The 21745-nt window shown below is 44.9% G+C and carries 19 protein-coding genes and 1 rRNA gene; 12 read left to right on the top strand and 8 right to left on the bottom strand.

What is annotated here, in order from left to right; translation table 11 throughout:
* Positions 1 to 22: 22 nt before the first annotated feature.
* Positions 23 to 919 carry a DNA-binding transcriptional regulator OxyR gene (oxyR, locus tag K6Y31_RS09220; RefSeq protein WP_233052503.1) on the bottom strand — a complete coding sequence of 299 codons (897 nt, stop codon included), beginning with the start codon at positions 917 to 919 and terminating at the stop codon, positions 23 to 25.
* Between the two features lie 191 nt (positions 920 to 1110).
* Here oxyR and K6Y31_RS09215 point away from each other — a divergent pair, with 191 nt between their 5' ends.
* On the top strand, positions 1111 to 4212 hold the full coding sequence (locus K6Y31_RS09215; RefSeq protein ID WP_233052502.1) for an Ig-like domain-containing protein: 3102 nt from the start codon (positions 1111 to 1113) through the stop codon (positions 4210 to 4212).
* Between the two features lie 105 nt (positions 4213 to 4317).
* Here the strand turns inward: K6Y31_RS09215 and K6Y31_RS09210 are convergent, their stop codons facing one another.
* Both K6Y31_RS09210 and rpmE read right to left on the bottom strand, forming a co-directional pair.
* On the bottom strand, positions 4318 to 5559 hold the full coding sequence (locus K6Y31_RS09210; RefSeq protein ID WP_233052501.1) for a malic enzyme-like NAD(P)-binding protein: 1242 nt from the start codon (positions 5557 to 5559) through the stop codon (positions 4318 to 4320).
* A 211-nt stretch (positions 5560 to 5770) separates the two neighbouring features.
* Positions 5771 to 5983, bottom strand: a complete 213-nt coding sequence (rpmE, locus tag K6Y31_RS09205; protein ID WP_233052500.1) for a 50S ribosomal protein L31 — start codon at positions 5981 to 5983, stop codon at positions 5771 to 5773.
* A 211-nt stretch (positions 5984 to 6194) separates the two neighbouring features.
* On the opposite strand from rpmE, the gene priA reads away from it, so the two are divergent.
* The 5 genes from priA to hslU all read left to right on the top strand — a co-directional run bounded on the left by priA (position 6195) and on the right by hslU (position 12879).
* Positions 6195 to 8390 carry a primosomal protein N' gene (gene priA / locus K6Y31_RS09200; RefSeq protein ID WP_233052499.1) on the top strand — a complete coding sequence of 732 codons (2196 nt, stop codon included), beginning with the start codon at positions 6195 to 6197 and terminating at the stop codon, positions 8388 to 8390.
* Positions 8391 to 8510: 120 nt separating this feature from the next.
* Positions 8511 to 10259, top strand: coding sequence for an arginine--tRNA ligase (gene argS, locus K6Y31_RS09195; protein ID WP_233052498.1), 1749 nt, complete (start codon positions 8511 to 8513; stop codon positions 10257 to 10259).
* Positions 10259 to 10837, top strand: coding sequence for an SPOR domain-containing protein (locus tag K6Y31_RS09190; protein ID WP_233052497.1), 579 nt, complete (start codon positions 10259 to 10261; stop codon positions 10835 to 10837). The genes argS and K6Y31_RS09190 overlap by 1 nt, the downstream gene beginning before the upstream one ends.
* 140 nt (positions 10838 to 10977) lie before the next feature.
* Positions 10978 to 11502: an ATP-dependent protease subunit HslV gene (gene hslV / locus K6Y31_RS09185; RefSeq protein WP_345790248.1), complete on the top strand. Its 525-nt coding sequence runs from the start codon at positions 10978 to 10980 to the stop codon at positions 11500 to 11502.
* Positions 11503 to 11544: 42 nt separating this feature from the next.
* Complete coding sequence (hslU, locus tag K6Y31_RS09180; protein WP_233052495.1) at positions 11545 to 12879, top strand: ATP-dependent protease ATPase subunit HslU; 1335 nt, start codon at positions 11545 to 11547, stop codon at positions 12877 to 12879.
* 64 nt (positions 12880 to 12943) lie between these two features.
* Here the strand turns inward: hslU and K6Y31_RS09175 are convergent, their stop codons facing one another.
* Positions 12944 to 13699, bottom strand: coding sequence for a S1C family serine protease (locus tag K6Y31_RS09175; RefSeq protein WP_233052494.1), 756 nt, complete (start codon positions 13697 to 13699; stop codon positions 12944 to 12946).
* Positions 13700 to 13809: 110 nt separating this feature from the next.
* On the opposite strand from K6Y31_RS09175, the gene K6Y31_RS09170 reads away from it, so the two are divergent.
* Together K6Y31_RS09170 and K6Y31_RS09165 are read left to right on the top strand one after the other, a co-directional pair.
* Positions 13810 to 14703, top strand: a complete 894-nt coding sequence (locus K6Y31_RS09170; RefSeq protein WP_233052493.1) for a patatin-like phospholipase family protein — start codon at positions 13810 to 13812, stop codon at positions 14701 to 14703.
* A 97-nt stretch (positions 14704 to 14800) separates the two neighbouring features.
* The gene (locus tag K6Y31_RS09165) at positions 14801 to 15220 is read left to right on the top strand and encodes an META domain-containing protein (protein ID WP_233052492.1); all 420 of its coding nucleotides are present in this window, start codon (positions 14801 to 14803) and stop codon (positions 15218 to 15220) included.
* Between the two features lie 34 nt (positions 15221 to 15254).
* On the opposite strand, the gene K6Y31_RS09160 is transcribed toward K6Y31_RS09165, so the two are convergent.
* Together K6Y31_RS09160 and K6Y31_RS09155 are read right to left on the bottom strand one after the other, a co-directional pair.
* On the bottom strand, positions 15255 to 16910 hold the full coding sequence (locus tag K6Y31_RS09160; protein WP_233052491.1) for a DUF2813 domain-containing protein: 1656 nt from the start codon (positions 16908 to 16910) through the stop codon (positions 15255 to 15257).
* A gap of 92 nt (positions 16911 to 17002) precedes the next feature.
* Positions 17003 to 17359: a hypothetical protein gene (locus tag K6Y31_RS09155; protein WP_233052490.1), complete on the bottom strand. Its 357-nt coding sequence runs from the start codon at positions 17357 to 17359 to the stop codon at positions 17003 to 17005.
* Between the two features lie 100 nt (positions 17360 to 17459).
* Between K6Y31_RS09155 and K6Y31_RS09150 the strand changes: the two genes are divergently transcribed.
* Genes K6Y31_RS09150 through K6Y31_RS09140 form a run of 3 tightly spaced genes read left to right on the top strand, consistent with a single transcriptional unit; the run spans position 17460 to position 20649 of the window.
* Positions 17460 to 18914, top strand: a complete 1455-nt coding sequence (locus K6Y31_RS09150) for a sensor histidine kinase (RefSeq protein WP_233052489.1) — start codon at positions 17460 to 17462, stop codon at positions 18912 to 18914.
* On the top strand, positions 18914 to 19537 hold the full coding sequence (locus K6Y31_RS09145) for a response regulator transcription factor (protein ID WP_233052488.1): 624 nt from the start codon (positions 18914 to 18916) through the stop codon (positions 19535 to 19537). Before K6Y31_RS09150 ends, K6Y31_RS09145 begins: the two co-directional genes overlap by 1 nt.
* Positions 19537 to 20649, top strand: a complete 1113-nt coding sequence (locus K6Y31_RS09140; RefSeq protein WP_233052487.1) for an anhydro-N-acetylmuramic acid kinase — start codon at positions 19537 to 19539, stop codon at positions 20647 to 20649. Before K6Y31_RS09145 ends, K6Y31_RS09140 begins: the two co-directional genes overlap by 1 nt.
* Here K6Y31_RS09140 and K6Y31_RS09135 read toward each other — a convergent pair whose 3' ends face one another.
* Positions 20650 to 20889: a DUF3624 family protein gene (locus K6Y31_RS09135; RefSeq protein ID WP_233052486.1), complete on the bottom strand. Its 240-nt coding sequence runs from the start codon at positions 20887 to 20889 to the stop codon at positions 20650 to 20652.
* Between the two features lie 55 nt (positions 20890 to 20944).
* Between K6Y31_RS09135 and K6Y31_RS09130 the strand changes: the two genes are divergently transcribed.
* Positions 20945 to 21484 carry a DUF4124 domain-containing protein gene (locus tag K6Y31_RS09130; protein ID WP_233052485.1) on the top strand — a complete coding sequence of 180 codons (540 nt, stop codon included), beginning with the start codon at positions 20945 to 20947 and terminating at the stop codon, positions 21482 to 21484.
* A 142-nt stretch (positions 21485 to 21626) separates the two neighbouring features.
* On the opposite strand, the gene rrf is transcribed toward K6Y31_RS09130, so the two are convergent.
* Positions 21627 to 21742: ribosomal RNA gene (gene rrf, locus K6Y31_RS09125) — 5S ribosomal RNA — on the bottom strand.
* Positions 21743 to 21745: the final 3 nt, after the last annotated feature.

Genomic DNA, 21745 nt, shown 5'->3' with positions numbered 1-21745 from the left:
TTTAAGATTAGAGAGCGCAGTCCTACTGCGCTTTTTTATTTATTTTTTGTTTAATCAGCTTAGCTAATTCATTGAAGCAAGGTCTTCTCACACTGTTCTTGCGATACAACAATACGATTTCTCGAGACGGCTTCGGCTCAATGAAAGGGATATAAAATAAGCCATCTTTGGTGCGACCTTTAGGCACTGCCAAACGTGGCAATAACGTAATCCCGATACCAGAACTCACCATATGTCTTAACGTTTCCAAACTCGTGGCTTTAAACGTTGAATCTTCATCCGCTCCAGCAGCAAAACAAAAGCCCATCGCTTGATCGCGCAAACAGTGGCCATCTTCAAGCATCAGCACCCGCTCACCTTTTAACTCAGCGATATCAACCTGCTCAGCGTCCTGCCATTTATGCCCGGCTGGCACAACCAGCTCCAATGACTCTTGATACAAACTAATATGGCCATAAGCCTCCATATCAGGTAGCAAGGCTAGAATAAGGCAATCAAGCTCACCCTCTTCGAGTTGGCGCAACAACACATGGGTTTGGTTTTCGTATAAATAGACATCTAAATCAGGGAATGCTTGCCGCATAGGCGGCACAATTGCCGGTAACAAATAGGGCGCCACCGTGGGAATCAAACCAACATGAAGCGGCCCATTCATTGGCTCACTATAAGAGCGTGCCGCTTCCTTAATTTGTTTAACTTCGAGCAACACTTTGCGAGCTTTAGCTGCAATATCTAACCCCGCCTGAGTGAATAACACCTTGCGCGACGAACGCTCCATTAGTAGCACGCCCAACTTATCTTCGAGCTTGCGAATTTGCCCGCTCAGCGTTGGCTGACTAACAAAACACTTCTCTGCCGCTTTACGAAAATGCTTCAACTCCTCCAATGCAACCAGATACTCTAAATCTCTAATATTCATTTCAACCACTCCAAGCGCCAGACATTGACGAGTTTATCGTTAAAAAACCCACCGACCTCGCATAAATTGCCAATTCATCAGTGTACACATACCCGAATCTCTTTATAAATATTTATTTAATGGGTAACATGCTGCCATATTATTTTTTTATAAAAACGTGACCATCACGTTTTAACACATTGAGGGAGAAGATGATGTGTTGGCGTAAATTAGCTATTTTAACATCTGCAATACTTTTAAGTGCCTGTGGCGGCGGTGGCAGCACCGATCTAAGTGGTGGCGGTAGTGATGGTGGTACGACAACACCGACTGCAGCTCCCTCCATTACACCAACGCCAGAGCCCAAGCCTTACACTTTATCCCTAGACATCTTCGACTGTAATGATGTTGCAGGTGGATGGGATACGACTAAACGAGATCCTAGTGAGTGTAAAGCGACAACCAGCGTCACCACTGCTAAGCCTGCGGTTCTTTATGTTAAGGTAACAGACTCAACTGGAGCCAACGTCGCCAATCATGTGGTATCCGGTAACGCGACCCTAGGTGAGTTAAAACCCGATGCCAAAACAGCACTAACCGATGCGAGTGGTGTGGCTATCCTAAACTTACAAGCTGGCAGTGTTTCTGGAGCCGGCACCGTTACCATTTCAACGATTTCTAATGAGAGTGTATCAAGTCAGGTCAGTCAAGGATTCCAAATTAGTGTAGGTGATATTGCCACTGATGCGCCCGTAACACTAGACCTTAAGCTACTAAACTGCCCTAATGACTGGGATCGCATTGCCCGTGATGCCAACCTTTGTACAGAAGTCACAGAGGTTAAATCTTCGGCTCCTGGTATTCTTCATGTGACAGCCAGTCAAGGTAATTCACCGGTAGCAAATCGACTATTTTCTGCTGCCACCACCTTAGGTGAAATAGCACCAGCATTAACTGCCTTAACCAATGCTAATGGCGTCGGCATCTTAGACTTAAATGCAGGTAATTCCGATGGTGCTGGACGTGCAACCGTTTCAATTGATGTTAACGGCGAGATCACAGCGAGCAGTATCGACTACGCAATTGCCATCGATGGTATCACCAGCGAACAAAACGTCAGTGTTGACTTAAAAATATTAGATTGCCTAGCAAACTGGGATAGAACAACTCGTGACGCCAGCCAATGTAGCGAAACAACAGATGTCAGTACGGGTAACCCTGTTGTTCTGTATGTAAGTTTAAAACAAGGTAACGTTCCTTTGGCCTCACAAGTCATCGCAGGAACCGCTACTTTAGGCATTATTAAGCCTGAACAAAGTAAAACAGCATTAACCGATGGTAATGGTATTGCGTTACTGGATCTTTATGCTGGCGACAAAGACGGCGCAGGCATAGTCACCATTACAACTCAAGCATTAGAATCTGCAGCATCTGCGAAGAAAGGCTTCAACGTTGGTGTAAGTAATATTGAGCTGACCCTTAAATCTAGCTTAGCGGCAGGTGAAGAAGCGCAGCAAAATGCCACCGTTTTAATCACAGCTGAAGTAAGGGAAGAAGGCGGGGCTTTATTTACCACTCCGGTACAAATCAACTTTAGTTCTCGCTGTGCCAGCAGCAATGAAGCAGATATTGATGCAAGTGCATTTACTGTCAATGGTATTGCTACCGCAACTTACAAACCAACAGCTTGTGTTAATCAAGATGTTATTACTGCAGAAGCGCCGGCAAATAATTTAATCCAAGATATCAATATTGATATTGCGGCAACACAAGCACAAAGTATCCGTTTTGAAAGTGCTAGCCCTGAATTTATTGCATTAAAAGGTACTGGTGGCGCAGGTCGCCAAGAAACCTCTGAGGTGAGGTTTAAACTCGTTGATGCGAATGGCAACCCCGCACGCCAACAAGATGTGATGTTTAGCTTAGAAACCGCACCATCGGGTACCATATTTAGCCCAGCGACCGCAAAAACCAATAATGAAGGTATTGCTACCACTGTGGTTGAAAGTGGCACTGTCAATGGTGTTGTACGGGTCAAAGCTAACTACGACATTAAAGATGGTTCAGGTAATGTAATTAAAACCATTTCTAGCGTATCTGACCAATTAACTGTAAGTACCGGTTTACCGGATCAAGCCAGCTTCTCGCTAGCTTTTTCCAAGCTAATTTTGGACGGCCTATCCTTTGACGGTAACACCAGCGAAGTAACAGTGCGTTTAGGCGATCACTTCAATAACGGCGTTCCTGATGGCACGGCAGTTTCTTTTGTCACCGAAGGCGGACGTATCAATAATGGCGGCCAAGGCTCTTGTACCACAACAGATAGTACCTGTAGTGTGACATTAACAACACAAAATCCGCGCCCAATGGGTAACCGTCTCAACTCAGGCGCAGCTTGTGCGTCTTCACCTTATTACACTTTTGCACCTTGTATTAACCCAGGAGGGATGGGTCAACCGTATGGTGGTCGCATAACGGTAACCGCTTTCGCAGTCGGTGAAGAAACGTTCTTTGATAATAAGCCATCTAACGGTCAATTCGATGATGGCGAAACATTCCACGATTTACATGAAGTCGTCTATGACTACAACGAAGATGGATTATTTCAACAAATTGAAGTGCCCAAACGCGCTCATAATCCAGACAATGTTGTCGATGATGCCACTTATAATGCACAAGTCAGTACCTATAAAAGCGCTACCATTTCACCAGTAACAGGTGAAGATGACAATGAAACTTGGCACGAGTTTGACCAGCAAGACATAGGTGATCGCCCTTCTGTAGGTAATAACTTGTATAACGGAACACTGTGTAGCGAAGCTAACGAAGCTGCTAATATTTGTAGCCGCAATTTTGTCGAAGTAAGCCAATCAAGTACGGTTATCTTCTCGGATAACGTTTACTATATCCGGGTACAAAAATGGGATGAGGATTTAGCCGCGCCAGACTGGGTCGATACCGATGAAATTGATCTTTGTAAGCCTGTGGCGGTTACCGTTCCACCAACTGCAGAATGTAGCAATGGCCAACGTTCGGTCAAAGTGCGTTTTTGGTTAGCGGATATCTACAACAACCCACCAGTTTCTGGTTTGACCGTGAGCTTAGAAGCGGACAATGGCTTACTATCTGGCATAACCGAAGTCCAAACCCCAGATACAGTGCCATCTATTTATGGTGTGTCTCCTTTTATGGTTCCTATTGTAATGACTCCAGAAAAAGATCCAAACAACGCCAAAGAAGGCACGGTTACCATTTCACTTGAATCAAGAGGCTTTACCTCTTCCGCTAGCATAAAGGTGAAAGACGCTGGCTAATTAATAACCGTTAGTGCCCTACGCCCTAAACAAAAAGCCCTTCAACTGAAGGGCTTTTTTTCATAAGAGCAAAGAAGTGCTCCGCTTCATAAACACATCCAAGACTTAAAGCATATAATTCTCTGGCAATTCAATCTGCGCCACGCCCGATGCCACGGCGGCTTCTGCAACTGCTCTTGCGACCTTAGGTAACAACCTCGCATCCATCGGCTTAGGGATAATATATTCGCGGCCAAAGCTCAATTCAGAAACACCACTGGCGTCTAATACCGCTTGTGGAACCGGCTCTTTGGCTAGCTCTCTAATGGCATGGACAGCGGCTACTTTCATCTCATCGGTAATGGCTTTAGCACGCACATCCAGTGCTCCTCGGAAGATAAAAGGAAAGCACAGCACGTTATTCACTTGGTTAGGAAAATCACTGCGGCCAGTGGCCATAATCAAATCATCACGTACGCTGTGGGCAAGCTCAGGTTTAATTTCAGGATCAGGGTTTGAACAAGCAAAGATCACCGGGTTAGGCGCCATTAATGCCACCGCTTCAGCAGGAAGCACATCAGGACCCGATACACCCACAAACACATCAGCATCCGCAATCACGTCTTCTAAGGTGCGTTTATCGGTGTTGTTAGCAAACAGTTTTTTATATTCGTTGAGATCTTCACGGCGAGTGTGGATCACGCCTTTACGATCAAGCATGTAGATTTTTTCGCGCACCGCGCCGCATTTAATCAGTAATTCCATACAAGCTATCGCAGCCGCGCCGGCGCCCATACACACTATGGTCGATTCCGAAATATCTTTGCCTTGAATTTCAAGCGCGTTAATCATCCCCGCCGCAGTCACAATTGCCGTGCCATGTTGGTCGTCATGAAACACTGGGATACTGCAACGTTGGATCAGCGCTTTTTCAATCTCAAAACACTCAGGCGCTTTAATATCTTCTAAATTGATACCACCAAAGGTGTCAGCAATATTAGCCACGGTATTCACAAACTCTTCTGCGGTGCGATGCTTCACTTCAATATCTATCGAGTCGATACCGGCAAAGCGCTTAAACAATAGCGCCTTACCTTCCATTACTGGTTTAGAAGCTAAGGGGCCTAAATTGCCTAAGCCCAAAATAGCACTGCCGTTAGTGATTACCGCAACTAAATTCCCTTTCCCGGTATAGCGATAAACCTCATCTGGATTCATGGCAATTTCTTTAACCGGCTCAGCCACACCTGGGCTATAAGCCAATGCGAGATCTTTTGCTGTTTCGGCGGGCTTGGTTAATTCAATACTGATTTTGCCTGGTGTTGGCAAAGCGTGGTAATCAAGAGCTTGCTGGCGCGCATCTGTCATGATGATAGGTCCAATATCCTGTTTTTAAAAAATAAAGAGTTTTATGAAGAAAGTGTGATAATAGTCAAGTATTGACCCAATTCCCAGTAAAAACAATGCAGACTGAACCAAACGCTAAAATAGTGAACAGTTGTTAAAAATAATCGAGCCAGATAAATCACAGGCATAAAAAAAGGCGCCATCGGCGCCTTTATTCAAACTTTTTGCAGGCTTATTTTTTGCCAAGTACTGCAAAACGTTTTTTGAACTTGTCAACACGACCGCCAGTATCAACAACACGTTGAGTACCAGTGTAGAATGGGTGACATGCACCACATACGTCTAGTGTTAGATCTTTACCAACTGTAGACTTAGTTGTGATCACGTTGCCGCAAGAACAAGTTGCTGAAATTTCTTTGTATTCTGGGTGGATACCAGCTTTCATAGGGATAACCTCTTTAGGCCGCGTCGCCATCTGATCTATTTTTCAGATACCACACGTTATTGATAGAGTGCATTTAATGCACGCGAAATTTAGGGTGCGAATAATAATCCATCAGTTGCGCACGAGCAAGCATTGCTTTGCGATATTTGCACTCTTATTTTATCCCGCTTGCCGTTACACTAGGCCTTTATGTTGTTCACGCTGGTTAATCATGATTTGTACTATTGCCTTGCCCGTTCCACTGCGCCGCAGCTTTGACTATTTACTGCCAGAGGGGCTGCAAACCCAAGTCGGTTGTCGAGTTAAGGTGCCGTTTCGCAGTGGCGACAAAATTGGCTTAGTCATTGACGTTAAAACCACCAGCGAGTTTGATTTAAACAAGCTCAAAGCGGTGAATGAGATTTTGGATGATGCGCCGATTATCACGCCGCAATTATTGCAATTATTTCAATGGGCCAGTGCTTACTATCACCACCCTATTGGTGATGTTATTGCTCAAGCTATCCCTACCTTATTAAAACAAGGTGAGCCCGATAGCCTTAAACCATTATCGGCATGGCAACTCACGGCTGCCGGACAGGATGCAACACAACAAGACTTTAGCCGCAGCCCAAAGCAATTAGCCGCATGGGCCTTGCTCAAGGGTAAACCTCTTACCAGCGCAGAGCTCACCACAGCAGACGTCACGTCCGCCACGCTCAATGCATTAGCGAAGAAGAACCTTGCCGAGAAAATCCCCCAACAACCGCAGTATCAAAATAACTGGCCTGAGCAATTTTCCCTGCAGCAACAAAAGCCTGAACTCAATACCGAACAAGCCATCGCCGTGGCCGCAATTAGTAATAAAGAGGCATTTGGCTGCTATTTGTTAGAAGGGGTCACCGGCAGCGGTAAAACCGAGGTTTACCTCAACTTAATAGAGCATGTACTTGAGCAAGGTAAGCAAGCATTGGTACTGGTACCCGAGATAGGGCTGACACCACAGACGGTTTCGCGTTTTAAAGCGCGCTTTAATGTGCCCATTTTTATGGTGCATTCCGAGCTGACCGATCGCGAGCGCCTTGATACTTGGCTTCACGGCCGCGCCGGTAGTGCCGCCATTGTGATTGGTACTCGTAGCGCCATTTTTACCCCCATGCTGAAACCCGGCATTATCATTATTGATGAAGAGCATGATACCTCGTTTAAACAACAAGACTTTTTTCGTTATCACGCTCGCGACTTAGCGGTGATGCGCGCCATGCGTGAAAAAATTCCCATTGTGCTCGGCTCTGCTACCCCTTCCCTTGAGAGCTTAAATAACGCCTTAAGCAATAAGTATCATCATCTGAGCTTAAAAGAGCGGGCGGGTAATGCCCAGCATGCCCGGCATTATTTGCAGGACATTAAAAATGTACGATTAAATTCGGGCCTATCACCACAATTGATTGAGTTAATGCATAAACATCTCAAACAAGGTAATCAGGTGATGCTGTTTTTAAATCGTCGCGGCTACGCCCCTGCCCTGCTATGCCATGAATGTGGTTGGCTGGCAAAATGTCAGCGCTGCGATGCTTTTTACACTTGGCATCAAAGTGATAATGCAATGATTTGTCACCACTGCAATAGCCATCGCCCAGTGCCGCACCAATGTGAAGATTGCGGCTCAACGCAATTACTTGGCGCTGGCGTTGGCACCGAGCAACTTGAAGAAACCTTAGCGGAAGTATTTAGCCAATATAAAGCGGTGCGAATTGATCGTGATAGCACCAGACGCAAAGGCAGTTTAGAAAACTACCTCGATGGCATTCAAAGTGGCGAATATCAGATTCTCATCGGCACGCAGATGTTAGCCAAGGGCCATCACTTTCCTGATGTTACCCTAGTAGGCATTTTAGACGTGGATAGCTCGCTGTTTAGCTCTGATTTTCGCGCCGCAGAAAAACTCGCGCAATTATTCACTCAAGTGGCAGGACGAGCGGGTCGTGCCAGTAAACCCGGCCAAGTAGTCTTGCAAAGCCACCATCCCGATCATTATTTACTGCAAGATCTAGTCAATAATGGCTATCAAGACTTTGCTCGCAGCGCCCTTTCCGAGCGTCAAGATGCACTCTTACCGCCTTTTTCATTTCAAGCTTTGTTTCGCGCTGAAGCGACTTACGCCAATATGCCGGAAACATTCTTACAACAAGTGAAGCAAATATTTAGTGGCTATACCGAGCAGTATAAGCAAATAGAATTAATCGGCCCAATGCCAGCAATCATGGAACGTCGCGCCGGCAAATATCGCTTTCAACTGTTAATTCAAGCGCCCAATCGCGCCTTAATCGCCGGCCTGCTCAGCTCATGTATGGAACAAGTCGAGAAATTAAAATCGGGCATTAAAGTACGCTGGTCATTAGATATCGACCCCACTGATTTTATTTAGTTCGTTAGGCGAGGTTATCGGCGTGCTAAGCCCATTTCCGTTCTGGTTTTCATGGCCGAGACACGTTAAAATCTGACACTCAATTTTTAATAGTCTCAGATATATCGGCGGTCATACTGAATGAAAGTGCAACTTCAACAACTACTCGAGCAAACAGTCGCATCCTTAAAGCAACAAGGCATAATCCCTGCAGATGCACAGCCACGCGTTCAAGTAGACCGAACCAAAGATAAATCTCACGGTGATTTGGCCACTAACCTTGCCATGATGTTGTCAAAAGCAGCAGGGAAAAATCCACGTGAACTGGCGCAACTGATTATTGATAATTTACCTGAGTCAAGCTTAGTGACTAAAGTCGACATCGCTGGCCCGGGTTTTATCAACTTTTTTCTTAATCCGCTATGGCTGGTTGAACAAGTTGAGGCTGCGTTAATCGACCCACGTTTAGGCATCGAGCCAATAGCTGATCCCCAAACCATCGTGGTCGATTATTCATCGCCCAACCTCGCGAAAGAGATGCACGTAGGTCATTTGCGTTCATCGATCATTGGCGATGCCGTAACGCGCACTTTAGAATTCCAAGGCCATAAGCTAGTACGCCAAAACCACGTTGGCGACTGGGGCACACAATTTGGCATGTTGCTCGCCTACATGGAAGAGCTACAAGCCAAAGGCCAAGAGATTAATTCAAACCTGTCTAATTTAGAGGTGTTTTATCGCGCCGCCAAGCAACGTTTTGATGAATCAGAAGCATTCGCTACCCGTGCACGTAACTTAGTGGTGGAACTGCAAAGCGGTGACGAGCACTGTAACCAGTTATGGCGCGAGTTTAACGAGGTCAGCCTGTCACACTGTCAAGAAACTTACGACCGTTTAGGTGTAAGCCTAACCCGCGCAGATGTACGTGGTGAAAGTGCTTATAATGATGATCTTAACCAAGTAGTCGCCGATTTAGACCAAGCTGGCTTATTAAAAGAAGACCAAGGCGCCAAATGTGTGTTCCTTGACGAATTCAAAAATAAAGACGGTGATCCGCTACCAGTCATCATTCAAAAGAAAGATGGCGGCTTTTTATATGCCACCACCGATTTAGCCGCGATGCGCTACCGTCAGCGCGAACTCAATGCTGACCGTGTATTGTACTTTGTTGATGCGCGCCAAGGCTTACATTTCCAACAAGTCTTTACCGTCGCGCGTAACGCCGGTTTTGTAAAACCAGCAACCAGCTTAGAGCATATGCCATTTGGTACTGTTATGGGCGAAGACGGCAAGCCGTTTAAAACTCGCTCGGGCACAGTAGCGAAACTGGCTGATTTGCTAACCGAAGCGCAAAACCGTGCTTACGATTTGGTGAAGTCGAAAAACCCAGACATGGCTGAACAAGATCTGCGTAATATTGCTGACGTAGTGGGGATCGCCTCGGTGAAATACGCCGATCTATCCAAAAATCGCACCAGTGATTACATGTTCAGCTTTGACCAAATGCTTAGCTTTGAAGGTAACACTGCCCCTTACTTGCTATACGCTTACACCCGTGTTGCTAGTGTGTTTGAAAAAGCAGAGGTGAACGCAAGTGAACTAACTGGCAGTGTCCTATTAGAGCACGAAAAAGAGCTCGATCTAGCCAGTAAGCTGGTGCAGTTTAATGAGGTGATCACTAGCGTTGCACGTTTAGGTTACCCGCATTTACTGTGTAACTACCTATACGAACTCGCAGGTTTATTCTCAAGTTTCTACGAAGCGTGTCCAATCCTGAAAGCGGAAACTGAAGCACAAAAGCAAAGCCGTTTGAAACTGGCTTGGCTTACCGCCAGAACCTTAAAACAAGGTTTAAGCTTATTAGGCATTAACACGCTGGAGCGTATGTAATGGCAAGGGACTACGTGCGTAACCAACCGCAAAAACGGAAAACTAACGCTAAGCGTGGTCCCGCAAAATCGGCGCCAACGAGCCGCTTGCCTATCGTGGCAATCGTCATCGCTGTAATCGCTTTATCAGGGTTTGGCTACTTTCTTTATACTATTAGTGGCTCGGCTGATAATGCAGAGATAATAGAAGTGATTGCAACGCCAGCTCCAAAAGCAAAAACACCAGCTGAAAAACCGCTACCAGAAAAACCCAAAGAAAAGTGGGATTACATCGAACAGCTAGAAAATAAAGAAGTAGAGGTTGATGTGCCCGCCGATCCGCCACCAGCCATCCCCTATCAAATGCAATGTGGTTCGTTCAGAGATAAAGGCCAAGCCGAATCGTTAAAAGCTAAAATTGCATTTCAAGGACTCGAAAGTCAAGTTCGTAGATCAGAAGGCAAAAATGGTATTTGGTATAAAGTTGTTTTAGGGCCTTATGAACGCAAACGCTTAGCGCAAACCGACTCTCATAAGCTTACCCGCGCCAAAATTCGCAACTGTCAAATTTGGCAATGGCAAGGGCCCCTGCCAAAATAACCCCAACAAACCTCACCTTGTGTGAGGTTTAGTTTTTTTAGCCCGAAAAACAGCCATAGTGCTTGAAAAGCGTGATCCTCTCCCCCATCTTAGTTTTATCTTGCAAGTTAACTTGCGCTTGAATACTGATGAGGTATCCCGTGACTACGATAGTTTCAGTTCGCCGTGGTAATAAAGTTGTAATAGGTGGCGATGGCCAAGTATCCCTTGGCAATACCGTAATGAAAGGCAACGCACGTAAAGTTCACCGTTTATATAATGGCCAAGTACTGGCTGGTTTCGCCGGTGGCACTGCAGATGCCTTCACGCTTTTAGAACGCTTTGAAGCCAAACTACAAGCCCACCAAGGCCATTTAGAGCGCGCCGCGGTAGAGCTAGCCAAAGATTGGCGCACCGACCGTATGCTGCGTAAATTAGAAGCGTTACTAGCCGTAGCCGATAAAGATAAGTCTTACATTATTACTGGTAATGGCGATGTGGTGCAGCCTGAGCACGACTTAATTGCCATCGGCTCTGGTGGTGCTTATGCCCAATCAGCCGCCCTTGCCCTATTAGAAAATACCGAGTTAGATGCCGATGTGATTGTTGAAAAAGCCCTGACCATTGCCGGCAACATCTGTGTCTTTACTAATACTAACCAGACCGTTGAAGTGCTGGACTACTAACCCATTTTGTCAGCAATCTGACACCTAGACAGGATTAATATTATGTCTGAAATGACCCCAAGAGAAATTGTGAGTGAGCTAGACGCTCATATTATTGGTCAAGATAAAGCTAAGCGCGCCGTTTCTATCGCTCTTCGTAATCGCTGGCGCCGTATGCAATTAGACGCGGATATCCGCCAAGAAGTGACGCCAAAAAATATTTTAATGATCGGCCCAACCGGTGTGGGTAAAACCGAGATTGCGCGTCGCTTGGCTAAATTAGCAAACGCTCCCTTTATAAAGGTTGAAGCCACTAAGTTCACCGAAGTGGGCTATGTAGGTAAAGAAGTTGAAACCATTATTCGCGATTTAGCCGATGTTGCGTTGAAGATCACGCGCGAACAAGAAATGGAAAAAGTGAAATTTCGTGCGCAAGAGCAAGCCGAAGAGCGCGTGCTAGATACCTTGCTGCCGCCTGCTAAAACCACGTGGGATGAAACTGACAAGAAGGCCGAAGATAGCCATGCGCGCCAAGTGTTCCGTAAGAAACTACGCGAGGGCCAGCTGGACGATAAAGAAATTGAGATTGATGTGACCGCGCCACAAGTGGGCGTTGAGATCATGGCACCTCCTGGCATGGAAGAAATGACCAATCAGCTACAAGGCATGTTCCAAAACCTATCAGGTAATAACACCACTAAAAAGCGTAAGCTTAAAGTGAAAGAAGCATTAAAAGCGCTAGTGGAAGAAGAAGCCGCTAAGCTGATTAATCCTGAAGAACTAAAAGAAAAGGCGATTTATGCCGCCGAGAATAACGGCATTGTGTTTATCGACGAGATCGACAAGATTTGTAAGCGCGGTGAAAGCTCTGGCCCAGATGTATCACGTGAAGGTGTGCAGCGCGATTTATTACCATTAGTGGAAGGCTCAACAGTAAGCACTAAACACGGTATGATCCGCACCGACCACATTCTGTTTATTGCTTCTGGGGCTTTCCAAGTGGCTAAACCGTCTGATTTAATTCCTGAGCTACAAGGCCGACTACCGATTCGTGTTGAGTTAGAGGCTTTGAAAGCAAATGACTTTGTCCGCATTTTAACTGAGCCTCATGCCTCACTAACCGCGCAATATGTTGCATTAATGGCAACGGAAGGCGTAAAAATTGAGTTCACAGAAGAAGGCATCCACCACATTGCCGATGCAGCATGGCGCGTTAATGAAAAAACCGAAAACATCGGGGCGCGTCGCTTACATACGGTGATGGAGCGCTTGATGGAAAGCTTATCTTATGAAGCTTCTGAGCGCGATGGTGACAGTATCGTGATTGATAAAGATTACGTATTTAACGCCTTAGACGATCTAGTAGAAAACGAAGACTTAAGTCGCTTTATTCTTTAATTTATTATGCGCATGAAGAAAGGCTGCACTGCAGCCTTTTTTATTGGTCGCTAAAACTCGCGAGTTACTGCAGTAACGCCTTGGCATAACGAATCGGAATGGCGTAAGAAATACCACTCGGATTACTGATCGCCGCTTCTCTTGAACCTTGAATAAACACCTTGTTAATCACACCTATCACATGGCCGGTTTCAGTATCATAAACAGGGCTGCCACTGTTGCCTGGATAGGCTGTGGCATCCAATTGAAACACTTGATAAGGTTTGCGCAGCTGCTTTAGCATTTGTGGCGTTAATTGCGTACTGCTAATTTGCGGGGTTGCGATCGGGGTGATAGCAGAAATGATCCCGGTATGCGTCGCGGCATATAGCCCTAACACGGCGCCAATCGGGTAACCCGTAAACGCAACACTCTGCCCTTCTTGTACTGCGTTATCATTGCCTAAACGTAACGGTGTCAGTTTGACGCCCTTTATTTTAAGGACGGCTAAGTCATGTATCCGATCTGAGGCAATGACCGTAGCGTCATAAACTTTAGGTTTACTGCCCCTACCAACAAAAATAACCAGTTGCTCGCGCTTTGCAGGATTAAGATCGCTCGGGACGACATGATAGTTAGTGACCACTAAGGATCCGTCACCCACTACAAACCCTGTACCACTGAACACCGAACGCGGACTGCCAGTAGGATGATAGCTACCGACAGCCACAATAGAAGGTTTAATTTTGGCGATGGTGGTAACAAGATCAGCCCAAGAAAACGTACTGTAGCAGACTAAAACCAAAGCAAAAAGTAACCTACCATTGGTAAAAATGTTCATCCTAATAACCCGCTCACTCAACACAATAGACTAAGTTTAGTTGATTGCCCCGAGCAAGAATTGAAATTTACTCCATACTTTTATCATGCAGTATCAGGAGTACCACACACATGGAACAACCAAAGCTACGTGATCAACATTATCTCGTGCCTATCTTTGCCGGCGGCGGTACACGTTTACCCGCGCATATCGGCATACTTCAAGCATTAACCGATCTCAACGTGCGCTTTGATCACATTGTCGGTGTGTCGGGTGGCAGCATCATCAGTTCACTCTTCGCCAGCGGCCTGTCTCTTGAGGCAATCAAAAAAATTGCCCTTGAAACTGACTTTGAGCAATTTAAAGGTTTCTCCATTCTTAGCTTACTGAGAAATGGTGGCCTTTGCTCCGGGGATAAATTGGAGTCTTGGTTGGATGAACAATTACAAGGGAAATGCTTTAAAGACCTCCCGGTTAAGTTGCACGTGGTCGCGACCGATGTTCGCTCGGGCACACCTGTGGTATTTGATGCCGTTAATACGCCGAACGAAAAGGTGTCACGCGCCGTGCGATTCTCAATGTCTATTCCGCTGATATTTGCTTTTAAACCTTATGAAAATCACCTAATGGTGGATGGCAGTATTTTATCTGAAGACGCGCTACATCAAGACTGGGACGATAATGGCACGCCAGTGATTTGCTTTCGTTTACGTGGCGACGGGGATAATCAGCCGATTAATACCAATAAAATTTTCCCATTGGCATCCTATATCTCACTCTTGATCCGCACCTTTATGACCACTATTTCACGTGAGTATGTAAATGAGAAATTTTGGCACCGCACTATTGTGGTCAACACTGGCAATACCTCTCCAGTCGACTTTCATATGTCGATGGAAGATAAGAACAAACTTTATTCTATTGGCTATGAAACAGCGCTCAGTGTCGTGCCGATAAAAATATGGCAAGAAGTGGGGAAAATAAGTCATGACCTTGACTCAAAAAATATTCCTTACACTATTTAGGGTAAAATAATCATCATGATTACACTTGGTACAACCCTCGTTCAGACTTATCGTGTTGATATATCGATATTAACAATATCGAATTTTGGAGCAATAAATGAAATCACGTCTCGCTTTTCTTTCTACCGTAGGTTTACTACTTACGGCTTGTGTTCATACTCAAACAACCAAAGTGACCGAAGCTGATGTTATCAATAAGCACTGGCAACTCGTCAGTGTGAATGACCAAGCTGTTACCCCTATGGGTAATAAGTTGCCGCAGATCCATATCGATAGCACGCTAAATGCCACAGGCATAGCCGGCTGTAACAACTTTTTTGGCCAAGCCGAATGGCAAGATGGCCAATTACGCATTGAAAAAATGGGCATGACCATGATGATGTGCCCACCACCGTTAAATGAGATAGAGCAAGACATAACAGCAACACTCAGTAACTGGAGTACTGTGACATTAGAGCAAAATAGGCTCATCTTACAGGGCGCTGAACACACTCTCACCTATCAGCAAGCTGAATAAACAAAGTGCGACAAGCAGGCTAAAGGTCAGTCCCCTAGCCTGCTTGGCTCCGCGCCATTGCAATCAACCGATTTAACATACGACGTAACAATAATGGCACCGCCTCAGGGCCATTTAACTCAACAACTTCTGCGATCGCTAACGCTAAGCGGGGCTTAGAAGAGCGGCCTATTGCTTTATCAATCACCTTGGTGATGCCCAACTTCTCCAAATCACTGACTTTTAACTTGGCTTGACGTAAATAAACATCACTAAAGCCATTATTAAATAGAAAATGTTCTATGTCCTTATCAGGTAAGAAAGTCAGTCGTTCGCGGATCCCTTCTTGATCCAGTAAAGCTTTAGCTTGGCTGCTATACTTTTTACCTGCATCATCACCATCGGTGAGCAAGTGCCATTCGATGCCAAAGTCTTTTGCCACTTTAATTAATGGCGTTAAACCGCATTGGGCAAACTCGACAATACGAACGCCTTCAGCAGCAAAACTATAGCCACAGACACGCGCTAACTCAGTAAGTAGCCATAGCTCTGTTTCGCCCTCAACCATTAGCCAACAACGCGCTAGCAGGCTGGCAGGACGATTAATGCGGACATGAAAAGCGATCCGTCGGAAATCATCACTGAGAAAATGGCTTTCGTTGAGCACATAAACGTGTGTTTTATCAACATGACGAACCAAACGAACGATATCATTTAGCTTAAATGTACCTAGCAAATCTGATGAATTGGTAGTCACTAACTTTTGCACCGGTAATTGCTCAAGAAAGGCCCAACTGGTAAGCAGGTTAATTGGGTGAAGCCGTGCTTCTGGATCTTCCAATAGCAATATAGGACTACTCCCACGACGCAATAAATTAGGCCCGCGGGCACGTAAAAAAGCGCCCAACATCACCAATAAAGCAGCTCGATTATGCTTACCTGCCGTGACTTTTAATAGCTCGCTAAAATCATCAATAGCACGAAAAGAGATTGGTTTAAGCCCCATTTCTCGCACCTTTCTTGGCTGAGATGGGCGTTCTGCATAGGTAAATCGTGGCGTAAGGTAATGCTCGAATAGAAAGCGCGTCGCCATCACGGCTTGCTTCAGCTCTCGCTCTGGTAGTTGTTGTGAAGAAGAATGTAGCCTAAGTACCGTTTTTTCAATCATCATTTCAGATTGAATCCGCTCCGAAGTCTCGGGCAAATCAGCCATCCAAGGTTGTAAGCTGGATTCTTGGCTAATCCGTAACACCGGAAAGAAAGACATTAACTGCTTAGCGAGCTCATTAACATTTTCCAGCGCTAACATTTCCCCTTGGCTATTTAGGAAAGCCCGCTGTGTTGAAACTTGATTATTGGGATCGAGCGCCCCTTCGATCTGATAATAAATACGCTTCTTAAATTTACCACCACCGATCCAAAGAGGAGCAATAGCACGAAAACGAGCCCGTTGGTGCTGGCCAATGTGGGCTTCTTCAAAGGTAAGGACAATGGTAATTTGTCGGCTGAGAAATTCAGTCTCGGGAGAGACATGAAAATCTTCTAGGTGAAATTTATATAATCGCTGTGCACTGTTTAGCAGTAAGCTCAATACATCCAGTAAACTGGATTTCCCCCATGCATTTTCACCAATCAACACACGGGTTTGTGATAAGTCGAGCGATAGCCGTGCAATCCCTCTGAAACCAACAATTTCAATATGTTTGAGCAAGCGCACCTCAATTCAGTATCTGCTACATTGTCTTATAGCTGAAAATCCCCTTGACCGTAACACTTTAAATTAAAATCTGCGATTCGAAAGACTTAGGCGCGCTCAATACCATATTGATTTACCAATGAGATGAGTTTGGTACTCTGAACTTTACCCGGTAATGCAACTTTAGCTCCCGCTTGCATCACTTGAACGGCTTCATTAACCCCTTTACACTCAGTGACCACGACGTTGATATTGTGCTGCAGCCCATGATTCTTTCTTAATAGTTCAATGATGGAATTGGCGCCTAATTGATAAGTTGACAACAACATAGACAACTGAACATTTTGATCGTCTAGTAGAAAGTCGTCTGCCGTTTTATAATGCCTGACCTGCACTTTTGATTGTTCTAACCAATGGGAGAATTCATCAGGCAGATGCTGGTAACCAAGCAAACCTAGATTCATGGTTGATATCGAAACTTCATTATTAAGTGATGAGGTATTTTAACTGGGTGATCAGGTTCAAAAAATTAGGGATAACCCATACCAAGACAGGAGCATTAACTTGAAAAAATACTATAGAGACAGTGTGTTAGCTAAAAAGCTCATTGTTGGCACCGTACTTTGTAGTTCGATTATCACGCTATTGCTCACCAGCTTTCATCTTTACACTCAGTATGCTCGCGATATAGATCAGCTTAGCCAGTCAGAACAAATTATTCGCAACTCACTACTCAATAGCTTAAGCGAGAGTGTTTGGGATTATGATAACAAACTCATTCAACTGCAGTTAGAGGGCGTGCTCAGCCAGCCTTATATCGAACAAACCTATTTAGAATTAAAGGATGGTCAAACTTTTCGCTCAGGTGCGCTGGAGCATGATTGGACCAAAACCTACGTATTTCCGATTGTCCATGAGCAAAAAGGCAAAAGACGGGAACTGGGAACACTCACCGTCACAGCAGACTTACACAATATTTATCAGCAATTAATCAACTCTGCGGCGCTGACATTGCTGTTTAATGCAATTAAGACATTCGGCGTGGTGATATTTATGTTGTTTCTGATTGAACGTTTAATCGGCAGGCATTTACTTCGCATTGTATCGAGTTTAGACAAAATAGATCCTGAACAATCACCAGCAAGTATCGAGCTAGGGCGTCCTGCCAAGCATCTTCCAGACGACATGGATAAATTAGCCGAAGCCATCAATGCGATGCAGCAAAGGATCCATGACGCACATCATGCGCGGTTAATTGCCAGCCAAGAAAAGGCGGAGTTACAAGAAAGGATTATCAATCAAAACCAGCAACTTGCCCAGCTAGATCGGGTGTTTACTATGGGCGAAATGGCCACCTCTTTGGCCCATGAACTCAATCAACCTTTAGCCAGTATTACCGGCTTTGCAGACATTTGTAAACGTCTGGTCAGTCAAGACCAAATAAACCATGAGATGGTTGAAAAAACACTGGAAAAAGTGTCAAGTGAAGCGATTAGGGCATCAGAAATCATTAGGCGAACCAGAGAGTTTGTGCGCGATAGAACTCCCCAACGCGGAGCTCATCACATCAGCCCATTGGTGCATGAATCGATTGCCATGCTGCAAGATATGGCGAACAAAAATCAAGTTATCATAAACTATCAGCCGCAAGAAAAGTCCGCTCAAATTGAAGTCGATAAGGTACAAATTGAACAAGTACTGATTAACTTGATCCGCAATGCCATTGAAGCCCTGAGTCCACAAGCTAATGGTTGTATTAACATCAGCCAAGAAATAGAAGAAAATATGGTATTGCTTCACATTGCTGATAATGGACCGGGACTTGCTGACAAAGTCATGCAAAACTTATTTAAACCATTTATAAGCACGAAAGAAAGCGGTATGGGCGTTGGTTTATCTATTTGCCATAGCATTATTGAAGCTCATGGTGGTCAAATAACGGTAATTAACCAGCCAAACCAAGGTGCTTGCTTTACCATCCAGCTCCCGACTTGCCACAACGAGGAAATTTCATTCTGATGAGCCAAGACAGCCCAATTATATATATCATCGATGATGATGAATCGATTAGAGAAATGCTTGAAATGATGGTCGCAAGTGTCGGTCATGAATTTAAGAGTTTTGCCGCTGGCGCCCAATTTCTTGAACAGTTCGAAGAGCGTCATGGCTGTATCTTGCTGGATATTCGTATGCCGGGCATGTCAGGCATGGTGGTTCAAGAAAAACTCAATGAGCTTAATGCCATGCTACCCATTATCTTCATCACCGGCCATGGTGATATTGCAATGGCTGTAGAAGCTATGCAAAAGGGCGCGTTTGATTTCATGGAAAAACCGTTCCGCGAATTTGAGTTACTGGAGAAAATTAATAAGGCCATTGCTCAAGATAAAGAGCAACGTCTGGATCTAACTAAACAACATGAGATCCAAGAAAGAATTGAATCTCTCACTAAGCGTGAACGAGAAATCATGCAGTTAGTCGCACAAGGGCATGCCAATAAGGTGATTGCTATCGATTTAAATATTGCCCAAGGAACCGTGGAAATTCATCGCTCGCGCATCATGAGTAAAATGAAAGCCAGAAGCTTAGCGCAATTAATGCGGATGTTAATGGTCGCTGGCGAATTAAAAGATGACGAATAATGCCTAACTCACAACAGAGTCAGCAATATTATATTGGGTTAATGTCTGGCACTAGCTTGGACGGACTAGATGTCAGCATCGTCGATTTTAACGACCTAGGAGTTAACTCCCTCTACGGCAAAACCTTCCCGCTCCCACCGTGGATGAAGGAGGAAGTTTTAGCCATATGCCAAGGGCAGTCGTTAACCTTGGCACAGCTTGGCGAACTTGATCGCAAAATCGGTTTATTTCACGGCAGTTGCGTCAATCAAGCACTAGAAGAAACCGGATTATCGCCAAATAATATCAAAGCCATTGGCAACCATGGTCAAACCGTTCATCACCAACCAGAATCTGAGCACCCATTCACCATGCAAGTAGGTGATGCTAATCTGATCGCGGCCACAACAGGTATCGTAACCGTAGCTGACTTCAGACGAATGGATATGGCCTATGGCGGTCAAGGCGCGCCATTAGTCCCGGCCTTTCATCAGGCAATGTTTAGCCACCCAGAGCAAGGGCAGATAGTACTTAATATAGGTGGTATCGCCAATATTACGGTTTTGTCCCCGGGGAGGCCGACCCTAGGCTACGACACGGGTCCAGGCAATATGCTACTTAACGCTTGGGTCTCGACACAACTTAACCAAGAATATGATAGCGGTGGGGCTTGGGCGGCATCAGGGCAACTTATTCCAGAGCTACTTGATGCTTTTTTAGCTGAGCCGTATTTCAGCGTTGCACCACCTAAGAGCACAGGTCGCGAGTTGTTTAATCTCGCTTGGCTAAAATCACACCTAAAGCCTGAATATAAAAACGAGGATATTCAGCATACTTTATCAATGTTAACAGCACGCTCGATTGCTGACCAAATTAAACGTTTTGAAGGGGTGAAAGAATTATTGATATGTGGTGGTGGAGTACACAATAGGCAACTAATCAATACGTTGAGGTGTTTGTTACCTGACCACACAATTCGCTCAACTCAAGCAGTGAATATTGACCCCGACTTTGTCGAGGCCATTGCCTTTGCATGGCTAGCTAAACAGAGAATTGAAGGTCGAGCCGGCAGTTTGCCGATTGTGACTGGCGCGCAAAAAGAAGCCTGTTTGGGCGCAATTTATCAGCCTTAATTATTTTTTTATGGCCAGCCCTTTGCCCTTAGTAAATAACCAAATAGCGATATGAAGAACAAATAGTCCGCCTCCTGCCGTTGCAAAAAATGCAGCGGCAATGGCTTCAACAGAGCGTTTATCATCAATCCAAAGCCAAGTAGAGAAACTCAGCAAAAATATCAGTGCAGTTTGTACCATACAGGCATGACATCGGCCCAACTTCTTTAAAAACCAGTCATTACAACGCTGACAATCCATTAGAAAAACCTTATCCTATTATTGAATTAATTATTTTCAAGGAAAGAACCAAGGCATGAAATTAAATCACAACCTATGGATATTACTCGCCTGCTTAAGTGGCAGCGCCCAAGCTGAGAAAGTTTATACTTGGGTTGATGATAAAGGCGTGGCTCATTTTTCTCAAGATAAGCCAAAGAATGTTGACGCTAAGCAAGTCAAGTTTGTCGCGCCACCGCCGGTGAATAAGCTCCCGCCAGTTTCAAATACAAATACGAATACCACCATCACTGACAATAAATCGAATAACGTCATATCAGGTAATTGGATAACGGGGACGGAGTCAATCAGAAAGTCTACCTTAATCTTAAAACCTAACCAGCAGTTTAGTTATCAGTCCCTTAATGATCCGAAGAATTTTATTGACCTAATAGGCACTTGGCATTACGAGGAAGGTTTTTTACAGCTAAAGGTAAATAAAAAGGTAGTCACTCGCCGCGGTAAAAAATCTGAAAGTTACAATAACCAAGATATCGATGCGCAAGTACTACAGCTAGACAATAATAAGATGAATATAATTATTGAAGACAATCAATTATACCTATCGCGTTTCTAACACTTGTCATCATCACTGCTTAATTAACCACTTTCGAGTGGTTTTTTGTGTCTTGTACGATGGGAATTATTTTTCTGCAGACGTAAAAAAGCCCGACTCTTTCGAATCGGGCTTTCTACTGCTCATAATGAGCTAATTTGGCGCTTGGCGGTGTCCTACTCTCACATGGGGAAACCCCACACTACCATCGGCGCTGCTGCGTTTCACTTCTGAGTTCGGCATGGATTCAGGTGGTTCCACAGCGCTATTGCCGCCAAGCAT

This window comes from Motilimonas cestriensis (genome assembly GCF_021295315.1).
GTDB lineage: Bacteria > Pseudomonadota > Gammaproteobacteria > Enterobacterales > CBDFNC01 > Motilimonas > Motilimonas cestriensis.
The sequence above is the reverse complement of the archived record's forward strand: the minus strand, read 5'-3'. Positions and strand labels throughout refer to the sequence as shown.

Excerpts from the sequence above, each read along its gene's own strand:
- K6Y31_RS09140 (WP_233052487.1), top strand. The coding sequence starts at position 19,537 with ATGCCTAACTCACAACAGAGTCAGCAATATTATATTGGGTTAATGTCT.
- K6Y31_RS09145 (WP_233052488.1), top strand. The coding sequence starts at position 18,914 with ATGAGCCAAGACAGCCCAATTATATATATCATCGATGATGATGAATCG.
- K6Y31_RS09155 (WP_233052490.1), bottom strand. The coding sequence starts at position 17,359 with ATGAATCTAGGTTTGCTTGGTTACCAGCATCTGCCTGATGAATTCTCC.
- K6Y31_RS09215 (WP_233052502.1), top strand. The coding sequence starts at position 1,111 with ATGATGTGTTGGCGTAAATTAGCTATTTTAACATCTGCAATACTTTTA.
- K6Y31_RS09210 (WP_233052501.1), bottom strand. The coding sequence starts at position 5,559 with ATGACAGATGCGCGCCAGCAAGCTCTTGATTACCACGCTTTGCCAACA.
- argS (WP_233052498.1), top strand. The coding sequence starts at position 8,511 with ATGAAAGTGCAACTTCAACAACTACTCGAGCAAACAGTCGCATCCTTA.
- K6Y31_RS09130 (WP_233052485.1), top strand. The coding sequence starts at position 20,945 with ATGAAATTAAATCACAACCTATGGATATTACTCGCCTGCTTAAGTGGC.
- K6Y31_RS09170 (WP_233052493.1), top strand. The coding sequence starts at position 13,810 with ATGGAACAACCAAAGCTACGTGATCAACATTATCTCGTGCCTATCTTT.
- hslU (WP_233052495.1), top strand. The coding sequence starts at position 11,545 with ATGTCTGAAATGACCCCAAGAGAAATTGTGAGTGAGCTAGACGCTCAT.
- K6Y31_RS09135 (WP_233052486.1), bottom strand. The coding sequence starts at position 20,889 with ATGGATTGTCAGCGTTGTAATGACTGGTTTTTAAAGAAGTTGGGCCGA.
- K6Y31_RS09165 (WP_233052492.1), top strand. The coding sequence starts at position 14,801 with ATGAAATCACGTCTCGCTTTTCTTTCTACCGTAGGTTTACTACTTACG.
- priA (WP_233052499.1), top strand. The coding sequence starts at position 6,195 with ATGATTTGTACTATTGCCTTGCCCGTTCCACTGCGCCGCAGCTTTGAC.
- oxyR (WP_233052503.1), bottom strand. The coding sequence starts at position 919 with ATGAATATTAGAGATTTAGAGTATCTGGTTGCATTGGAGGAGTTGAAG.
- rpmE (WP_233052500.1), bottom strand. The coding sequence starts at position 5,983 with ATGAAAGCTGGTATCCACCCAGAATACAAAGAAATTTCAGCAACTTGT.
- K6Y31_RS09190 (WP_233052497.1), top strand. The coding sequence starts at position 10,259 with ATGGCAAGGGACTACGTGCGTAACCAACCGCAAAAACGGAAAACTAAC.
- K6Y31_RS09175 (WP_233052494.1), bottom strand. The coding sequence starts at position 13,699 with ATGAACATTTTTACCAATGGTAGGTTACTTTTTGCTTTGGTTTTAGTC.